This is a genomic window from Flavobacterium kochi, assembly GCF_048286715.1.
Classification (GTDB): Bacteria; Bacteroidota; Bacteroidia; order Flavobacteriales; family Flavobacteriaceae; genus Flavobacterium.
Genome location: NZ_JBLVPW010000004.1, coordinates 12,948 through 31,066, shown reverse-complemented (window position 1 = coordinate 31,066; position 18,119 = coordinate 12,948). Strand labels below are relative to the sequence as shown.

Annotated in this window: 12 protein-coding genes; 7 read left to right on the top strand and 5 right to left on the bottom strand. The window is 31.9% G+C overall.

The window, feature by feature from the left end; all coding sequences use genetic code 11:
* Positions 1 to 187 precede the first annotated feature (187 nt).
* The 4 genes from ACNQGH_RS04910 to ACNQGH_RS04895 all read right to left on the bottom strand — a co-directional run bounded on the left by ACNQGH_RS04910 (position 188) and on the right by ACNQGH_RS04895 (position 5,963).
* A complete protein-coding gene (locus ACNQGH_RS04910; RefSeq protein WP_417954869.1) occupies positions 188 to 607 on the bottom strand; it encodes a response regulator in 420 nt (139 codons plus the stop codon).
* Positions 594 to 3,266: a PAS domain-containing protein gene (locus ACNQGH_RS04905; RefSeq protein ID WP_417954868.1), complete on the bottom strand. Its 2,673-nt coding sequence runs from the start codon at positions 3,264 to 3,266 to the stop codon at positions 594 to 596. The genes ACNQGH_RS04910 and ACNQGH_RS04905 overlap by 14 nt, the downstream gene beginning before the upstream one ends.
* Before the next feature lie 778 nt (positions 3,267 to 4,044).
* Positions 4,045 to 4,662 (bottom strand): hypothetical protein, encoded by a 618-nt coding sequence (locus tag ACNQGH_RS04900; protein WP_417954867.1) that lies wholly within the window; start codon positions 4,660 to 4,662, stop codon positions 4,045 to 4,047.
* A 980-nt stretch (positions 4,663 to 5,642) separates the two neighbouring features.
* Complete coding sequence (locus ACNQGH_RS04895; protein WP_417954866.1) at positions 5,643 to 5,963, bottom strand: DUF4870 domain-containing protein; 321 nt, start codon at positions 5,961 to 5,963, stop codon at positions 5,643 to 5,645.
* Positions 5,964 to 8,606: 2,643 nt separating this feature from the next.
* Here ACNQGH_RS04895 and ACNQGH_RS04890 point away from each other — a divergent pair.
* The 7 genes from ACNQGH_RS04890 (at position 8,607) to ACNQGH_RS04860 (ending at position 16,703) form a co-directional block, all read left to right on the top strand.
* Positions 8,607 to 10,004, top strand: a complete 1,398-nt coding sequence (locus ACNQGH_RS04890) for an alpha/beta hydrolase (protein ID WP_417954865.1) — start codon at positions 8,607 to 8,609, stop codon at positions 10,002 to 10,004.
* 37 nt (positions 10,005 to 10,041) lie between these two features.
* On the top strand, positions 10,042 to 10,548 hold the full coding sequence (locus ACNQGH_RS04885; RefSeq protein ID WP_417954864.1) for an RNA polymerase sigma factor: 507 nt from the start codon (positions 10,042 to 10,044) through the stop codon (positions 10,546 to 10,548).
* On the top strand, positions 10,535 to 11,119 hold the full coding sequence (locus ACNQGH_RS04880; protein ID WP_417954863.1) for a hypothetical protein: 585 nt from the start codon (positions 10,535 to 10,537) through the stop codon (positions 11,117 to 11,119). The genes ACNQGH_RS04885 and ACNQGH_RS04880 overlap by 14 nt, the downstream gene beginning before the upstream one ends.
* Before the next feature lie 994 nt (positions 11,120 to 12,113).
* Positions 12,114 to 12,977 (top strand): ABC transporter ATP-binding protein, encoded by an 864-nt coding sequence (locus ACNQGH_RS04875; protein WP_417954862.1) that lies wholly within the window; start codon positions 12,114 to 12,116, stop codon positions 12,975 to 12,977.
* Position 12,978: 1 nt separating this feature from the next.
* Entirely contained in the window at positions 12,979 to 14,529 is a 1,551-nt protein-coding gene (locus tag ACNQGH_RS04870; RefSeq protein ID WP_417954861.1) for an ABC transporter permease, read from the top strand.
* A gap of 7 nt (positions 14,530 to 14,536) precedes the next feature.
* Positions 14,537 to 15,490 carry a DUF3667 domain-containing protein gene (locus tag ACNQGH_RS04865; protein WP_417954860.1) on the top strand — a complete coding sequence of 318 codons (954 nt, stop codon included), beginning with the start codon at positions 14,537 to 14,539 and terminating at the stop codon, positions 15,488 to 15,490.
* 484 nt (positions 15,491 to 15,974) lie between these two features.
* Entirely contained in the window at positions 15,975 to 16,703 is a 729-nt protein-coding gene (locus ACNQGH_RS04860) for a carbon-nitrogen hydrolase family protein (protein ID WP_417954859.1), read from the top strand.
* A 399-nt stretch (positions 16,704 to 17,102) separates the two neighbouring features.
* Here the strand turns inward: ACNQGH_RS04860 and ACNQGH_RS04855 are convergent, their stop codons facing one another.
* Positions 17,103 to 17,945, bottom strand: coding sequence for a CPBP family intramembrane glutamic endopeptidase (locus ACNQGH_RS04855; RefSeq protein ID WP_417954858.1), 843 nt, complete (start codon positions 17,943 to 17,945; stop codon positions 17,103 to 17,105).
* Between the last annotated feature and the right edge of the window lie 174 nt (positions 17,946 to 18,119).

Genomic DNA, 18,119 nt, shown 5'->3' with positions numbered 1-18,119 from the left:
GAACAGAGGGGATGATTTCGCTACGGAGTCATTTTTGGCATAACTCTTCAAAATGTAAAAGATGGCGCGCTGATTTTAAAAAAAAAGTAGTTGTCTTTTCTTTAAGTTTTCAATTGGAAATATTCATTTCGTTCTTTTGTATAGTTGCTTTTTTAATAAACAGGTGCTAAATTTTGCAGTCGCTATTTCAATTGTTGATTAAATTTACCACTTTGGATCTATAGATATCCTCTAAATAATTTAATTGTATTGGTTTAGAAAGAAACCCGACAACAAAGGGATATTTTTTCGCTTTTTTTTCAAAATCTTCTACAGAAGAGGATAAGATGTAAACAAGAAATTTTTTCTTTATTTTGAGATTAAAATTATTGAATACATCCAAAAATTCCCAACCGGTCATAGTTGGCATATTGATATCCAAAAAGAGGATAGTCTGGATATCTTCAGTGTAATCTCCAAAGCCTTTCGCAATTTTGTCCAATGCTATTTCTGGTTCTGTAAAGGTTACTATTTTAGCATGCGGGCTAAATTTTTGAATTGTAAATTTACAAATCAGCAGACTTGTATTATCATCATCAACTACTATAAAATCATTAATGTTTTTCATCCTGAGTTATTGCGTTTAAGTTATCAGCCTTAAATTCTAATATAAATTGGGTTCCTTTATCCACCTCACTTAAAACGGTGATTTTTCCACCTAATGTTTCTACCTGTGTTTTAACCATGAATAATCCCATTCCCTTGCCTTCAATGTGATGGTGGAATCGTTGGTAAAGCCCGAAGATCTTTTTACCTTTCTTAGCCAGGTCCATTCCTAATCCGTTGTCCATATAGATAATTTTAATACCTGTTTTACTTTTTTGCGAATAGATTTCAATTATAGGAGGGGAATTATGTTGGCGGTACTTAATACTATTTGTTATCAGATTGAAAAAGATGCTATGTAAGTAGGATTTGACAGTTTCTAACTGGGGCATGTCTTCGAATCTGGTGCTGATCTGCACCTGCTCTTTTTGAATTAGGTTCTGTATTCCCAGCGTTATGGAACTAATAAGATTTTCTAAATTAACATGTTCTTTATGGAGAGATATATTTGATTTTACCTGTAGGATAGTGTTTAAATCAGCAATAATGTTATCGAGTCGATGAACGTTATTTGAAATTTCTTTCAAAAAATTTTCTTTTGTTTCAGGAAGATATTCGTCACCGTCTAATAGGTTGGCTAATCCAAGTATGTTTGCAACCGGAGCACGCAGATTATGGGATAGAATAAAGGAAAATTGTTCCAGATTTTTGTTTGCAGTAACTAGTTCTTCAGTATATTCCTGTAAGTTTTTATTTAATTCAAGCAAATCAGAATCAGTTTTTTTTCGTAATGAAATATCTTTAAAATATACCGATAGTCCTTTGGCAGACGGATATGCTGCAACCTCAAACCATCGGTCCATTAGATCAATATAAATTTCAAAATGTTGAATTTTTTTTTCTTCGACACATTTCTGATAGTAAGTAAAAAAAGTGGAATAGACAACTTCTGGGAATATTTCCCATATATTTTTTCCTACTGTTTTTTGTCTTGAAAATTTCAGCAAATTTTCTGACTGCCGATTCCAATAGGTAATTATTCCGTTATAGTCCAGAGCAAAAAAAGCATCGCCAATGCTTTCCAAAATAAACTCTTTTTCTTCATTTGCCTTTAAGGCTTCTGATTTTACCTTTGTTATTGTATCAATGTCCTGAAAGCTTCCAATAATCCGAAGGCATTTTCCATCTGAAAATTCTGGTACAGCGACTACTCTTACCCATCGCTCAGTTCCTTTAGCTGCAATTATTTGCACTTCAATGTCAAAAGGGATATTGTTTTTTGCGCTATTCATAAATGACCGCTCCATGATGTCACGACTTGTCCCAAGTTTATAAAAAGAATGGATATTATTTAGATCCGGAATGAAATCAGCCGCAACTTCATGTATCTCTTTAGTCATGTTTGACCAATAAATTTCATTTCTGAGAAAATCGATTTCAAAACTTCCAATTCGGGATAGAATGGTTACTTTGTCCAACAGCTGCTCTAATTTTTTTTTCTCAGTAATGTCTTTAATAGCACCGACTATACGAATGATTGCATTTTTTTTATCCCGAATAATTAGTCCCTTATCGATTACATGGGCATAATTTCCGTCGCCTTTCCTAAAACGGTATTCAGCCTGCCAATAGTTGCCTGTTCCATTTATTACGGTATTAATGGTATTGATTGTCGTTACCGCATCTTCAGGGTGAACATGTGATTCCCATTTATTTCTATCTGAATTAAATATTCCTGAATCATGTCCAAATAAAGTAGAGAAACCTTCACCCCAAAATAAGCGATTCGTTTTGGATTCCCAATCCCAAATGGCATCCGATGTTGCTTTGCATGCAAGCCTATATCTGGCATCGCTTTCGATTAAAGATTTTTCGACATTTACCCGGTCTGATATATCAATTCCGAAACCGTGGATTTCTTTTAATTCTCCTTCAGGATTCGTTAAGCTGCTGAAATTCCAAAGAGTAGATTTAGTACTGCTTGTTTTTATAGCGACCTGAAAAATCTTGTTGGGATGGTCCATACATTTTTTTACTACGGCAATTATCTTATTTTGGTGGTATTGTTTTAAGGAAGAAAGAGAATTATTGCCAAGAATCGATTTGGCTTCAAATCGCCCATAAAAATCTTCCAGAAATTTATCATTGAAATAAGTAAATGATCCTTTGAGATCTGTTTTGATTATATAGTTTGTTTGTGTTTGTATGATACTTTTGTACAGCGATTCATTTTGGATTAATTTGTCAATATTTCTTTTGTATTCTGTAATATCCTGCACAATTCCTTCTCTGCTAACTTGTTTTTTCTGGTGTTCTTTTATCAATTCACGGCGCTCCTGAATCCACTTCATCGCACCATTAGGCATACGGATTCTATATTGTACATCAAACTCTTTTAAGCCTGAGACAAAAGCGGCATGTTCTTTTCTGTAATTTTCCTGATCATCAGCATGGATCGTTTCAATAAAGTCGCTCCAAGATGGGATATAGGATATTCTTTCCCTTTCCCAGATTGTATAAACTCCATCACTCCAATAGAGTGCATTATTCTGTAGATTAAGTTCCAAAAAACCTATTTTGCCTAGTTTTCCTAACTTTTGAAGTTCAAAATTCTTTTCTATATTGTCTTTAAATGCGTTTAACTTTTTTTTACTAACTTTCTCAGAATTGAATTTTTCCATTACATTTTAAGGCCTTTTGGTGGTATTTTTAATTTATAGTGATGGGATTTTTTATTTATCATGTCCACTATTTAACATTGAATTTATTATTATTATTATTACCAAAGAGTAATCCGATGGATTCTGTTAAGTAGTTGTTTTTTAGATGCAAAAAAATTAAATTCACGAATACTTTGAACTAAAGCTATTATTTTAGATAGAGGTATTAAAGTTTTTATAGCGACAGAAATGAAAAAGCGTCAAACTCAAGACACTTTGAAGATCAATATCGCAGACGAAAAAAAACTGCTTCTCCAAATAAAATTTCCTTTCGGAACTAACTGAAAAATGAATTTTTACTATCCCGTTAAATTCATCAGTTGAACTTAATCCAGTAATTTAAAATCAGTTGAAAAAAATATACTGAGGAACAAAAACAGCTGTATTATTTTATCAAAAATGTATCTGCTTTTAATTCAAAGTGAGCAATAGCATTGCTTAATTCTTAAAAGTTCATTTTTGTTATTAGGGAAAAAGTTCATGAAAATTTTCATCTGATTCTAATAAAATTTTATTGTCCATAGCTACCGAAGGAAATAGTATTGGAGTTTTCTTATTAATTTGCATATCGTTTTTTGTATTGTTTAATTATGCTAATATCAGTAGGAACAAATGGAATTTAATAGACAAAAGTCTAAAAATTAAATTATATTTTAAGCTGACAAAAGTGTACGCCAAATTAGACATGCTGAACGACAGAGCTGTAGCTGCTATACCAGAGCGATGTTCATTACTGTATTTAATAGGTTTTGATATTTTGACCTATTGGGAGCATATAGGTAAGTTTAAGAAAATTATTGCCAACAATTCCGACACCTGCAATTGAAGCATGATCTCTTGTTGATATATCACCATACATGGCACTTAAATCTGTTCTGGGTAAAGCATTAAATGAATATTCAAAGGCAGTAGTATCACTTAGGTGCCATCTAAAAGTAAGGTTTAATCCTAACGATAGGTGCGATGATACTTGATTATACGATAATCCTCCGCCCCATGTGCCATGCCTTCCGATCAATGTAGGTTCAATACTTGGGATAAATACCGTATGTATTGGTAGTCTTAAAGCATTGCCATAGAGATGGAAATGATATCCTACACCTACGGTATATTTGTCAAAATCAAGTCGTGGAAATACTTCATAACCGATGTTTACTTCGACATTATTACCTACCATTCCAAATTGGAATTGATAATTTAATGCAGGTTCATTATTAGTAGGAGGGCTGCCTATAGTCTCATTTTTGACGTCAAAACCTGAGGTAAAGGAAAGATAAGTGTCTTTTTGTTGTTGACCGTAACTTGAAAAAAGTGTAAGCGTTAACAGTACTGTCAAAATTGTTTTAAATGGTTTCATTTTTTTTTTATAAATAATATTAATTCTCTCAGGATGATTCGAAAGCTACTGTAAGCGGACGATTGGGATTATTTGAATATTTGCACCCCTAGTAAACTGCGTGGCGTATAATTATGGATTCCCAGTTTCTTGTTTTTTCACCTTTTCAAGTCAAGCCTGAATTTGTTCCGGTGAAATGGGTTTCAATACATTCTTGTCAGGGGTGTCCAATAAATACAAAGTGGGCGAGCTAAAGACTCAAAAATCACGAGCACCTTTTCCTTCCCAACCTTTCACATCGCAGCTTGAAATGCAGGAAAAAAATCTTTGGAGAATGCCGCGTGTTTTTTTTGATTGTCTAATGAAAGCTGAATTACTTCAAAATCATACCCTTTTTTCCACCGCTCATTAAGAAATTTAATTTTCGGGATTTCTTCGATGCCTGTCGGGAGCGCTTCAGACTTGCCGTAATAAAATCAATTTTATTTGAAGTATTATAACCTCTTTGTACTTCTGAGTACTTAATGCAAGAATCTATTATTTAAATAATTAAAACGGTGATTGTTCACCTTTTTTATGTTCAGGATAAAAATTTATATCAAAGGTTTATCACGCTGTAAATTAGTACCAGTGCTGAAATCAAAAATACGATTAATGCGGTCATTTCGATTTGATCATAGATTTGATCAATCTTTCTGGCACAAAATTGACAAACAAATTGTTTTTTGTAATCTATTTTTTTTCTGAATAAAGTTATTTGCATAAAATTTATCAGGGACTTCGACCCTTTAAAAATTTGTCTTCTATATCCTTTGTTAGCAGGTGTTTGGGATTCGCAATTGTCACAATTTAACATGATTGTTTTTTTAAGTTCTACAGCATTAGAAGTTATTTTTAAAAGGTTTAAACTTTAGAAATTAATTTTAAAATTAGACTGGCGATCCAATGCTATAAATCTCCTGTGTTGTAAATTTTTTTTATTATTCAATGGTATTTTAGGATTAAATAAAATAAAACCGATCTATGAAAATTGGACCAATTACCGGCACGGGTTTTTTTTGTTGGTTTATGGCATTCGTTATTCCAAAGGTTAAAAAGATTAATATCCCCAGGTCTATTAGCATGAATAAAATTATTGGAGCAGCGGGAACCAGTACTATTGGAATGATACTAAATAAAGTTCCTAAAGCACCTAAGCCAAAGGATTGTTTTAGATGATATTTGGCTAATGGAGATTTTCCACCGTTTCTGTATAAAATAAAAGACACCATCCAGCCTAATAGTGTAATATAGCTAATAATAGAAATTGTTTTTTTATTCATTTTGGTTTTAAATTTCATAACCTTAAGTAAAGAGCTAATAATTACTAGTAGGATTTGCTTTGATACACAGGTTAGCGCACTGTACCTATTGAAATATTTTTATTTTGCTGTATTTCTGCGCTATCAAGACTTAACTTTTAATTTAATAAATGAGACAATTTTCTTTATCCAAGAAGATTCACAAGATTGAAATAGGATCTCAATTTTGTTACAATTTCTGGTAGTATTTTGGATGCATCCAATAACATTATATTATCAATTCTTCGCAGTTTTATCAATCTTTCTTTGTTGAATGTACATATTATCAAAGGAATTCCTTTATCGTATACCTTCATGAAATCAAAGATTTGATCTTCGGAATAAATTACAAATATTATTACAGAATAGTTGTTTAGGACGTTATTAAAATATTTGAAGTTTTTATGTGTATCAAAAGAAATGTGGTCCCGAAATTTATTTTTTAGGAGTTTCGAAAAATAGCTTTGGTTATCAAATACTAACCCCTTTCTTTTTTGCATTATTCAGTAATTTTATTAATAGGTTGATAGATCTTCATTTTTTTTGAAGGTTCCCTAATGTGGCGGTGAAAAAAACTCACCATCATCAAAAAAGTTTCGGTTGACAATGCGAATTGCTACTTAATCATAATCCACCAGATGCATAATTGTTGATCAGGCGGCGAAAATTTCCCCAAATTAATTTTCTATTTAAAACCACGCTACAAATTTTTTAAAAAATAAGTAGGAGCCACCTGAAACAACAAAAATTAATTTTCCAAAAGAAGCTTACAACATTGTAGCAATTAAATAGTGTCATTTTTGATCACGGCATACTAAATTCTTAAACAAAAAAAGTACTCCGGTTTTACCATCTTCAAATGAGATCTGAGAGCAATCTTAGATTATTGGTGTGATTGTTAATGAAGCTCTTAGAAATACTTTTTTTAGATAGGTCTCAATTGATATAAATTGTTCTCTGATTGATTTACTAACATTATTTTGGATTATTATATAATGCAAACTTGCGTTACTTTTTTTTGTTTTTTATGCACTTAAGTTAATAAATGGATACGATGAAATTATTTGCATAAGCTAAAGCGCGGGACTTTATGAGTAGACCTGAATTTTTATAAGTTTTTTCCTTATGTAAATGGATTTACAGTGTTATGATAAATAGCTGCAATTGGCACATTTCAAACTATTAGAACTTCTGTGGGGTGAAGTATAGAATTGCTCCATCGAATTTCAGTAGTACTGAATTAATTCAGTTTTATTTTAAAAAGCGAGAATTCGAATTCTTTTGTCAAAGAACATGCATAAGATTGAAATAATATCTCAAAGCTGTCACAATTTCTGATCGTACTTTTGATGTGTCCAACAGTATAAGATCATCAATTTTTTGTAGTTTGATTAATCTTTCTTTACTGAACGTGCACATTATTAAAGGAATCCCTTTTTGATATACTTTCATAAAATCAAATAGTTCCTCTTCTGAATATATAACAAAAATAATAACGGAATAGTTATTTAATACTTCATCGAAATAGTTGAAATTATTATAGGTGTCAAAGGAAATATCTTCTTTAAATTCATATTTTAAAAGCCTCGAGAAGTATCTCTGGTTATCATATACTAACCCTTTTTTTTTATTCATTATTTTCTAATTTCGTTTAATACATCTAATTAGATCTTACTTTCTAAAAAGTAATCTTTGTTCAATTGGTGAAAACAAAAACCTGGTAAAAAAAAACTGGTTGTTTGAATTAATTTATTTATTTAGGGTTTTTGCAATTGTTGATCAGGCGGCAGAAATGAAATTGAGTCTACTCTACTCTATTCTATTCTATTCTTACTAACTAAAATTGAAAAAAGAAGTAAGAGCCGCCCGAGACAACAAAAAAATTAAAATTTAAAAAAATGTTGAACGATGTTGTTAGATGGTGATTGTTGCATAATAATTTGAGAAATCAAAAGAGTCCCAACGTCTAAGTGGAGTGATATTAAGTTTCTTAAAACAAGTCAGATCACACAAACTAGGTTACTATAGATTTTTTTTAGTAAATATCGGACTAATGATGATTTTCCGCCGACTACAAAGAATGTCTGATTTGAACCGTTCGTTATTTTGAGATTTAATGATAATGAAATTATTTATTTGCTGACATGATTTTATATTTGATTATTTTTTGTGCAAAAATGCGTTAGTTTTTTTAAATTTTTATGCACTCATGTTAATAAGTGAATTGCAATTTTTTTTCTTATTTGTACTTGTAAAAGATTGTTTAATAGGCAAAAGACTAGCTGCTCATTTCAAACAAGGAAGATCAAAATGAGATAGAAGGGTAGAAGGGTAGAAGGGTAGACCAAATTAAAACTCGGTCTGATAATTTTTAATAAATTGGTTGCCACTTTTCTAAAGGATAGGTGTTTTTTTTATGGCATAATTGCCAAGCAAAACGCTTAGATTTGAATCATTCTGGTTAATGTAAACAAGTGACTGGACAACTGTGCCGTAAAGAATACCGAAAATAAATTTCAAAAAATATTCTTAACTGTGATTTTTATAAAGTTTGATACACTAATAGGGTATCTTCTTAAAAGAAGTGAATTACAAATAAATTAAAAAACTGCTAAATCTGAAAAAATGAAAAGAATAATAATGCATTTAATGCTGTTGCTTTCTATCTCGCTTTGTGCTCAGGACATTTCAGGTAAATGGAGTGGTATAATTGATAGTAGAAAAAGCATCCCAGTAGTTTTTAATTTTACCTTTGAAAAAACCGGAGAAAATTATACAACAATAATTGATATTCCGGCCCTGCGAGTTGCCGCTCTTAAACCGAAGGGGACTATTTTTTCAAAGGGGACATTGTTGGTTGACGGATCAAATTTAGGCTTTAGGTTCGACGGAATATTCAACCAAAATGCACAGCAAATAGAGGGGACTTTTACGGAAGGTGTAAATACTTTGCCACTGGTTCTGAAAAACGCAGCAATCAAAACAGAAAATACTTTTAAAAGACCACAAGAACCGGTAAAGCCATACCCCTATAAGGAAGAAGAGATAACATTCAGTAATAAGAACGCTGGTCTAACTTTAGCAGGAACACTCTCGGTTCCAAACCAAACTGGTAAATTTCAAGTTGTAATACTAATTAGTGGTAGTGGTCCGCAAGACAGAGATGAGACTTTTTACGAACACAAACCATTCTTGGTATTGGCTGACTACTTGACAAGACAAGGAATTGCGGTACTACGCTTTGATGATAGAGGTGCAGGAAAATCGAATGGAGATCATAGTTCTGCAACCACAAAAGATTTAGCCACCGATGTAATGAGCGCTGTTGAATATTTAAAATCAAGAAAAGATATTGATAAAAATAAAATTGGATTAATAGGACATAGTGAGGGAGCTATTATTGCCCCAATGGTGGCCAATCTCGATAAAATGATTTCTTTTATTGTAATGCTTGGAGGTTCAGGGATTCCCGGAAGTGAAATTTCTCTCTACCTTGCAAAAAAAAATAGAGGATTTCCGGTACCGGATGAAGCTGCATATGAAGTGGCCATTAAAAAAGCAATTAAAATAGCGGCTGCCGATAAAGATTTAACTGAAATAAAAAAGGAGTTAAAAATGCACTATAATGAAGCTATAGTGCCGATGTTAAAACCCATAATTAATTCAGATGCTAAAATAGAAGAAATTATAGCAAACTTAATTGAAATAAGAACCTCGGCTTGGAACAGGTATTTTTACAATTATAATCCTGCAAATGAGTTAGAAAAAGTAACTTGTCCAGTACTTGCTTTAAATGGGAGTAAAGACATGCAGGCTCAATCAAAAATTAATCAGGAAGGAATCCGGTCTGCCTTAACTAAGGGTCGCAATAACGATTTTCTGGTAAAGGAACTTCCAGATCTAAATCATCTGCTTCAGGAATGTGGAACCGGAGAAATGAACGAATACAGCACTATTGAACAAACAATAGCTCCAATGGCATTAAAGCAAATATCCGATTGGGTTTTAATTCATAACAAGTAATTTTATAATCATTAGATTAGATTGGATACGATTTAATATGAATAAAAAAGAAACATTTACAAAAGCCATAAAAGCAAACGAAGGTTTGATATACAAAATGGCTTCCATGTATACCGATACCATCCATGATAGAAATGATTTGGTACAGGAAATCATTTATAACCTTTGGAAATCATTTGACACTTTCAATCAGAAGTCAAGTCTCAGTACCTGGATGTACAAAGTTGCCATGAACGTAGCTATTTACCAGTTGAAAACAGCCAAAAGAAAAGTAGAGACCGTTCCTCTGGAAGGGCAATGTTTAAATTTTCATGAAAGTGAAAGTAGCGATTTTGAAGAAAAATTACAGGTGTTTAAACAACACCTAGGCTATCTGAACCTGCTTGACAAGGGAATTGTAATGCTTTATTTGGAAAACAAAAGCTATCAGGAAATTGCCGATATCGTTGGTCTCTCAGAAAGTAATGTTGGAACAAAAATAGCACGTATTAAAGAAAAATTAAAAAAACAAATTGCTAAAAAATATAATTATGGAACTGGATGATTTAAAAAAATCTTGGGAAGCAGTAAACCCCAAGGAAAAAATAGATGCCAAAATGATTGACCAAATCACTCAAGATAAATACACCTCAAATTTTAAAAAAATAGTTTATCCTGAAATTATTGGCATACTAATCTGTTTTCTTGGTGCCATTTACATTGGATTGAATATTCAAGAATTAGATACCAATTTATTGAAAGGAACGGGCATTTTAGCGATTGTACTTTTAGTTGTGATACCAATAATTAGTTTGGTAAGTATTTTACAATTCAAGAGTGTTGGCGATGTTAATAAACAATATGCAGAAACTTTAAAAGACTTTGCTGTGCAGAAAATTCAATTTCACCATCTTCAGAAGATAAATGTTACTTTAAGCTACCTATTGTTAGTAACGATAATAATTTTGTTTTCTAAACTTTTTGGAAAAAACGATATTACCGAAAGCAAAATGTTTTGGGTTTTCTCCTTTACGTTGGGTTATGTTTTTTTGCTATTCTATTCAAAATGGGTAGGTAAATATTATAAGAATACATTGCAACAGAGTGAAGATTTATTAAAAGAATTAGAATCTTGAATTAAAACAACTGCATAATCCCTTTGTCGAATCTGAAAGGCCAAGGATGAAGACCCGGTTGTACTGATGCAGGAAGTTCAATAGCTTCAGAATAAGCAATCTCTTCTATTGGCGTCAATAACCTTTACCTTTTCTGTGATTAATTTTCTAAAGGAAGTTTCTCCAAGAAAAATATGCTGGCTACGATCCGTTCTCTTATTTGCAGTGTTAGTGAAGACGATTTCAAAAACTGTAAAAAATGCACAGCTACAGTATATATGAATTCTAGGATCGCAATTAAAAATAATTTGGATTCGTAATTAATAGACATTTGTCCTGTCTTAGACATTTGTCTTTATCTATATTGTGAGCATCAACATTTAAGTAAAATTGCTACCATTCGTCACGGTTCAGTCTAAACTTATTTTAATAAAATTTGTAGTTTTTTCAACAATTGAAATAGCGATTAAACAATTTTTAAAATAAAATCTAAATAACTAAACATCTAATATTCTTTGTCCGTACTTGAGTTTGGGCGAATTGAATTATAATCAATAAATTTGTTAATAAATAGTGTTAATAGAGAGGATAACTTGTATGTATTTGCTTATATATCGAGGTTATTGCTATTTTTAGAGTAATTGTTAAAAGTAAAACATACAGGTAAAAATAGACAAATGTTAAATAGCTTCAAAACGATTGGTATATAAAAACTCATTTTCTCGCGACTTAAAAGTTGCGAAAGAACTGGTTTATGACAGATATGGTTTTTACGTAACCATATTGAAAGTAGGCAATAGAATGCCTGTTCTTTTGGACAGGCGATTGAGCATCATTTTCTAAATTACACCGACACAACAAGCGTTAATTTGATAAATAAATATTTTGTAAAAAACTAGTCATAGAAATAGTTTGTATTTCATAGATAGTAATAGTCAACGTCTTTGCCACGGCTGAAGCAAGAAATAAAAAGGATGGATATTTTGATGTCAAAATAAATAAAGCAGAAAATAAAATGAAACTCGAAATAAAAGATATTTCCAAACAATACAATAAAAGTAAATTTGGGTTACAAAATTTTTCGATTACTATCGAAAATGGAATTTTGGGTTTACTCGGACCAAATGGTGCAGGAAAATCTACTTTAATGAAGATTATTGCAACCATTTCGAATCCAACAAGCGGCCAAATTTTGTTGGACGGTGTAGATATTACCAATAATCCAAACAAAATCCGAAAGATTCTGGGTTATTTGCCACAAGATTTTGGCGTTTATCCTAATCTCAATGCCTACGAATTTTTGGAATATATTGCAGCAATGAAAGGAATTGGCGGGCCAAATTTAAAAGACAGAATCTTTCAGTTATTGGAAGGTGTAAACCTTATTGATGCAGCCAAAAAACCAATCGGAACTTATTCTGGAGGGATGAAACAGCGCATTGGTATTGCACAAGTTTTGCTAAATAATCCCAAAATATTAATTTTTGACGAGCCAACAGTTGGACTAGATCCCGAAGAAAGGGTACGTTTTAGAAACTTAATTTCTGATTTGGCCAATGACTGCATCGTCATTCTTTCGTCTCATATTGTGTCTGATATTGAAACCATTGCAGATGAAGTTGCGATTATGAAAAATGGAAAGCTCATTTCCCAAGGCTTTCAGCAAGACATAATTGATGCAGTAAAAAATAAAGTTTTTGAACTCGAAATTGATAACAATGATTTGAATGCATTCAAAGAGAGCCATTTGATTTTGAATACCATTCGCAAAAAAGATAAAATTTTAGTTCGATTTATTGGAAAAGAAAATTTGCCTGATGCAACGCTTTGCAATGCTACTTTAGAAGATGCTTATTTGTTTCAAACTAAAAATAAATAAAATGTATAAAAATATAATCAAAGCAGATTACCTACAGCGCAGCCGAAGTTATGTTTTTTTAATCACTTTATTGGTTAGTATTTATATGGCTTACAGTTTTATTCCGGGTTATGATTCGCATTATACAACTGTTCGGGTTAATAATTTTATAGGTAAAAATAATTCGGCATGGATTGGTCATGTGACCGCAATTATGGCAAGTACTTTCTTGTGGATTATTGGTTTCTATCTGGTCAACAATAGCATAAAACGGGATAAAGAAACGGGTGTTGGACAAATAATAGCCACAACCTCAATTAGTAATTTTGGGTATTTGTTAGCCAAAGTATTGAGTAATTTTTGTGTTTTATTGACCATTACTTTCATTATTATTTTGATGGCTTTAGGAATATATGTTTTTAGAGGTGAAAGCGGGAGTTTTGATATCATTCAATTTTTTATGCCCTATTTATTAGCAACTATCCCGAGTATATTTTTGGTTTCTGTTATGGCAATCGTATTTGAAGTTATTTTCGGAAATAAAACTAATCTGCTTAATGTTGCATTTTTCTTTTTGTTTGGAATTATAATCGCAAAGACAAACGGGGGCAATAATCCAGGCCTGGAGTTTATCGATCCATTAGGAATCAAGTATTTAACCAATCAAATGGTTGAAGTCGTCAATACAATTAGTCCAAGTAGTACTCATGATGTTTCGGCGGGATATTTATTTAGCGAAAATCAGAAAAAGCAATATTTTAATTTTCAAGGTTCCGTTTGGTCTATTTTCTATGTTTTAAGTCGAATAATATGGATTGCAATTGGTTTTGGGTTACTTTTTATAACTTCGAAAATTTTCAATAGATTCGATTCAAAAACTATTGTTTCCTCAAAAAAGAAAAGTTCTGATTTAATTATTAATAGGATTAAAACTGCCCCAAAAGAAATTCAATTGTCGAAATTGTCAAAAACAAACCTGCAATTCGGAATTTTTCCGCTGATAAAAACCGAATTTCTTATGCTCATTCGCAAAGGTCCAAAATGGTTTTGGCTAATCAATTTTGGAGGAATGATTGCTTTGTTTTTAATGCCAATAAAAGAAAGCTATCAAATTGCTTTACCGGTTTTATGGTTTTTACAAATCAATCGTTGGGCTGATTTGTCAACGAAGGAAAAGTTTTTCGGAACCAGTAATTTTATTTATGCATCGTTCAACCCTTTGCAACGATTGTTAACATCCCAAATTCTCGCAGGGTTTTTACTTGCAACTTTCCTGGCTTTGCCAATAGTAATCAGACAGCTAATTAATGGAAATTTTATAGCAGCAATGGCAATTATTGTCGGAAGTCTGTTTTTAGTATCGTTTGCTGTTTTTAGCGGAATAATTTCTGGAGGAAAACGATTGTTTGAGATTTTATTTTTCGCCATCACCTATGCTATTATTAATGATGTGCCGTTCGTAGATTATTTTGGAGGATTTCATCAGGATTTTCAATATTTAATTATAATGATAGTTGTTTTACTTTTAACAACATCATTTTTATTCCGAAATCAAGAAATTAAGAATCAATAACTTTTTTATGTCAAGATCTAAAAAACGAATAAAATCAACTTCTTGTCCTAATTGTCATGAAGTTTTTGCCGATATTAATCATAATTTTTGCCCCTATTGTGGACAAGAAAACCATACGCACAAACTGCCGGTTAAGCACTTTGTAATGGAAACATTAGAATCATTCACGCATTTCGATACTAAATTTTTAAATACACTTAAAGATCTGGTTTTGAAACCTGGCTTAGTAATTAAAAATTATAATTCCAATAAACGTGCTAGATATGTACCACCAATTAAAATGTATGTTTTTACTACCTTTCTTTTTTTATTAATAGTTTCTTTTTTATTTAGTCATGCTATTGAAGAAAATAATGAAGCTTTTAGAAAAAACATTATGCTCGCCCAGACAAAAGGGATCAGGCTGTATAGCAAAACGGAAATTGATTCGTTGACCTTTATAAATTTGCGAAGCATAAAAAAACTAACCAATTTAAAAGTAGCCACTATTTTAAAATCAAGTAATATAGAAACCGATTGGTTCAACACTAGAATTGTAAATTCCTTTGTAAAACTTCAAACCGGTGATTTAAAAATTTCTGAATTGTATAAAAAATTCGTCAAATATGCTTCCTATTCATTTTTTATATTCATGCCGTTTTTTGCCTTAATACTCAAGCAGTTTTATTTTAGAAAGGATTATTATTACTCCGAATTTTTAGTTTTTTCAATTTTCTACCATATTTTTATATTTGGATTAATGGGATTTTTGTTACTTATTGAAAAGATATTAAATATTGATTATACTTATTTATTGCTGTCATTTTTTATTGTGATTGCTGTTTATTTAGGAATTTCATTAAAAACGGTTTTCGCAGGAAGTTGGCTTAAAAGCATTTTCAAAACAGTAATTTTATCTTTTGTTTATGTTTTTTGTCTGTTTTTTTTGTCTGTTGTTTTAGTCTTGGGAAGCATGATTTAACTTGCAAAGAACTCTGGTATTTATTGACTTATAAACTGTACCGTTCAAATGTCCTTTTTATCCAATCACTGATTATTTGACCGGTCTTTTTTTGGGCTTGCTTTTGAAAATTTTAATTAATGATTGATAATGATTACCACAGAATCGAAAAAGGTATCAATAATTTCATTGCATGGGTCCTGATTTTAAAAACTTGAAATAGCCCCGCAAAATGACTTTCCCAATGCAAGGCTCCCGATGAATTCTGAACCATTCGTAGTCATATAAAACGTTGCCAGTTATTACAATCGCTTGTATTACATTCTAAAAGATTATTTGATACATAAATTTGCTTTTAATGGGGGTAGATACCTATTTAATAGTATAGAATATACAGAATTTTGTTTGCTAATTGTAATAAAAATAGTTCTATATTAGGGGAAAGAAAAAGCCATTTTGTAGATGGTATAAAACTTGTTATAAGACATTTTAAAGGCAGACAACAATGAAAATCAGTATCGCACAGACAAGACCAATAAAAGGCAACATTTCAGCTAACATTGACAAGCATAAAATTTTAATTGAACTTGCTTCTTCGTTAAAAGCGTCTTCCATATTTTTTTCTGAACTTTCCTTGACAAGTTACGAGCCCGAACTTGCAAAAGACTTAGCGACAAATCAAAACGACAGTAGATTTGATATCTTTCAAGAAATTAGTGACATTAATAAAATTACTATTGGGCTTGGTATTCCTACAAAAACGAAAACAGGAATACAAATAGGTATGATAGTTTTTCAGCCTGAAAACCCAAGACAGACCTATTCAAAACAACAACTTCACTCGGATGAATTTCCATATTTTGAAAGTGGAGACCAACAAATAATTTTAAATGTTGACAGCAAAAAAATAGCACCTGCTATTTGCTATGAAAGTTTACAACCAGACCATTCTGAGAAAGCAAGTAAACTTGGTGCCGAAATTTATTTAGCAAGTGTTGCCAAATCACAGAATGGAGTAAATAAAGCAATGATACATTATCCCGCAGTTGCTAAGAATTATGCTATGCCAGTATTAATGTCAAATTGTATCGGTTTTTGCGACAATTTTGTGGGCGCTGGCTTTAGTGCTGTTTGGACGAAACAAGGGAAGCTAGCTGGACAGCTTGATGGCAAAAATGAAGGGATACTAGTTTTTGACACCGAAACAGAAGAATTAATTATTTATACAGTATGAGAAAATGCCCTATAACTGATGCTGCTAGAGATCTGGGTAATTAACTTAATGGGAAAAATGGTTTTGTACTTGGGATGTTTGGGTAGCTTCGTGTCCTGTGTTTTTATTGGAGATTCGTGTGCCACCTTTTAAATGTATGAATGTCATCGACAGCATCGCTTAAAAAAGGCTATCGTTGGACCGGATCGCCAATATCAATAAAAGGTAGAGAACAAGGATAAAAAAGGCATAACACCGATATTATTTAGGTTAGTCTTTCACTTTGACCGAAAAGGTGTGTATTTTGATTAAGGATAAGAGCGGGGCAGTGAAGGGCTTTGGAAATGATAAACGAATATAGATGTCTGCCATATAGCGTGCTTATTTGAATTAATCACAGTCTTGCACTCAATATCGTCGTTATGTATTAGCAATAGGCCCCCTGCCAGGTTTCCATCTATAAAGTAAAATTATTGTAATAATGACGCTTATTAGTCCAGGAACACTTGCTTCAAGTCCAAATGCGCCGCCTGTAATCCAATCGGGTGCTCCATTAAAAACTGGTTTTAGTAAGTTAGTCTCCTCATTACCACTAACACCAAAACCAAGAGCAACACCTTGAACCCAGTTGGCCATAAAGTGAATCCCTAGTGGCATTGATAGGCTTTTTGTTCGTATAAATGCCAATCCAAACATAATGGAGGCTAAAAAAATGTTTATGCTTGCAAAAATTTTGATGTTTCCTGTCATACCAGGGTTGTTTATATGAGTCAAGAGAAAGTATCCGGCAATAATAATTTGAGCAGGCCATTCACCTATACTACACATTAGGCGCTGGAAAGCAAACCCTCGAAATAGAAATTCTTCAGCAATCGCAACTCCAATAAACAAAAGGGTGACCGATAAAAGCGATTGTAAATCCATAGTTTGAATTTGCCATCTAACGCCTGTAAATACAAATAAAAAAAAGGAAGGGATTGCCATTAGGGCGGACCCCATAAGTATACCAATACAAAAATTTCTGATCCAATCGACTTTTAACGCACCAACCAATCCGCTAAAAGGTTTACGACGAAACGATTGACAGATCCAAGATGCCATGACAACAATAACAGCCTGATGCATCATAGTTACATCAAATTTAAAATGCTGCGAAAGTAAAATAACAGGAAAAGTAATAGCTGCTAATACAAAATAGAATATGATAACCCACCAAATGTCTCTGACTTTTTGCTTATCGTTTAAAAATATAGAAAATTTCATTTTTTTATGCATTAAGGATTCTTTAGATTGATTATCGCCTTTTTTTAAAAGAAAAAATGTTTTTTTAATATGACGAAATTAGGTGTTTAATGTTTTTTATTTTGATATGATATAATTTAACTGTGCTTTTTGTAGTTGTTGAATTTGTATTTAAATAAAAATATACTTTACTTT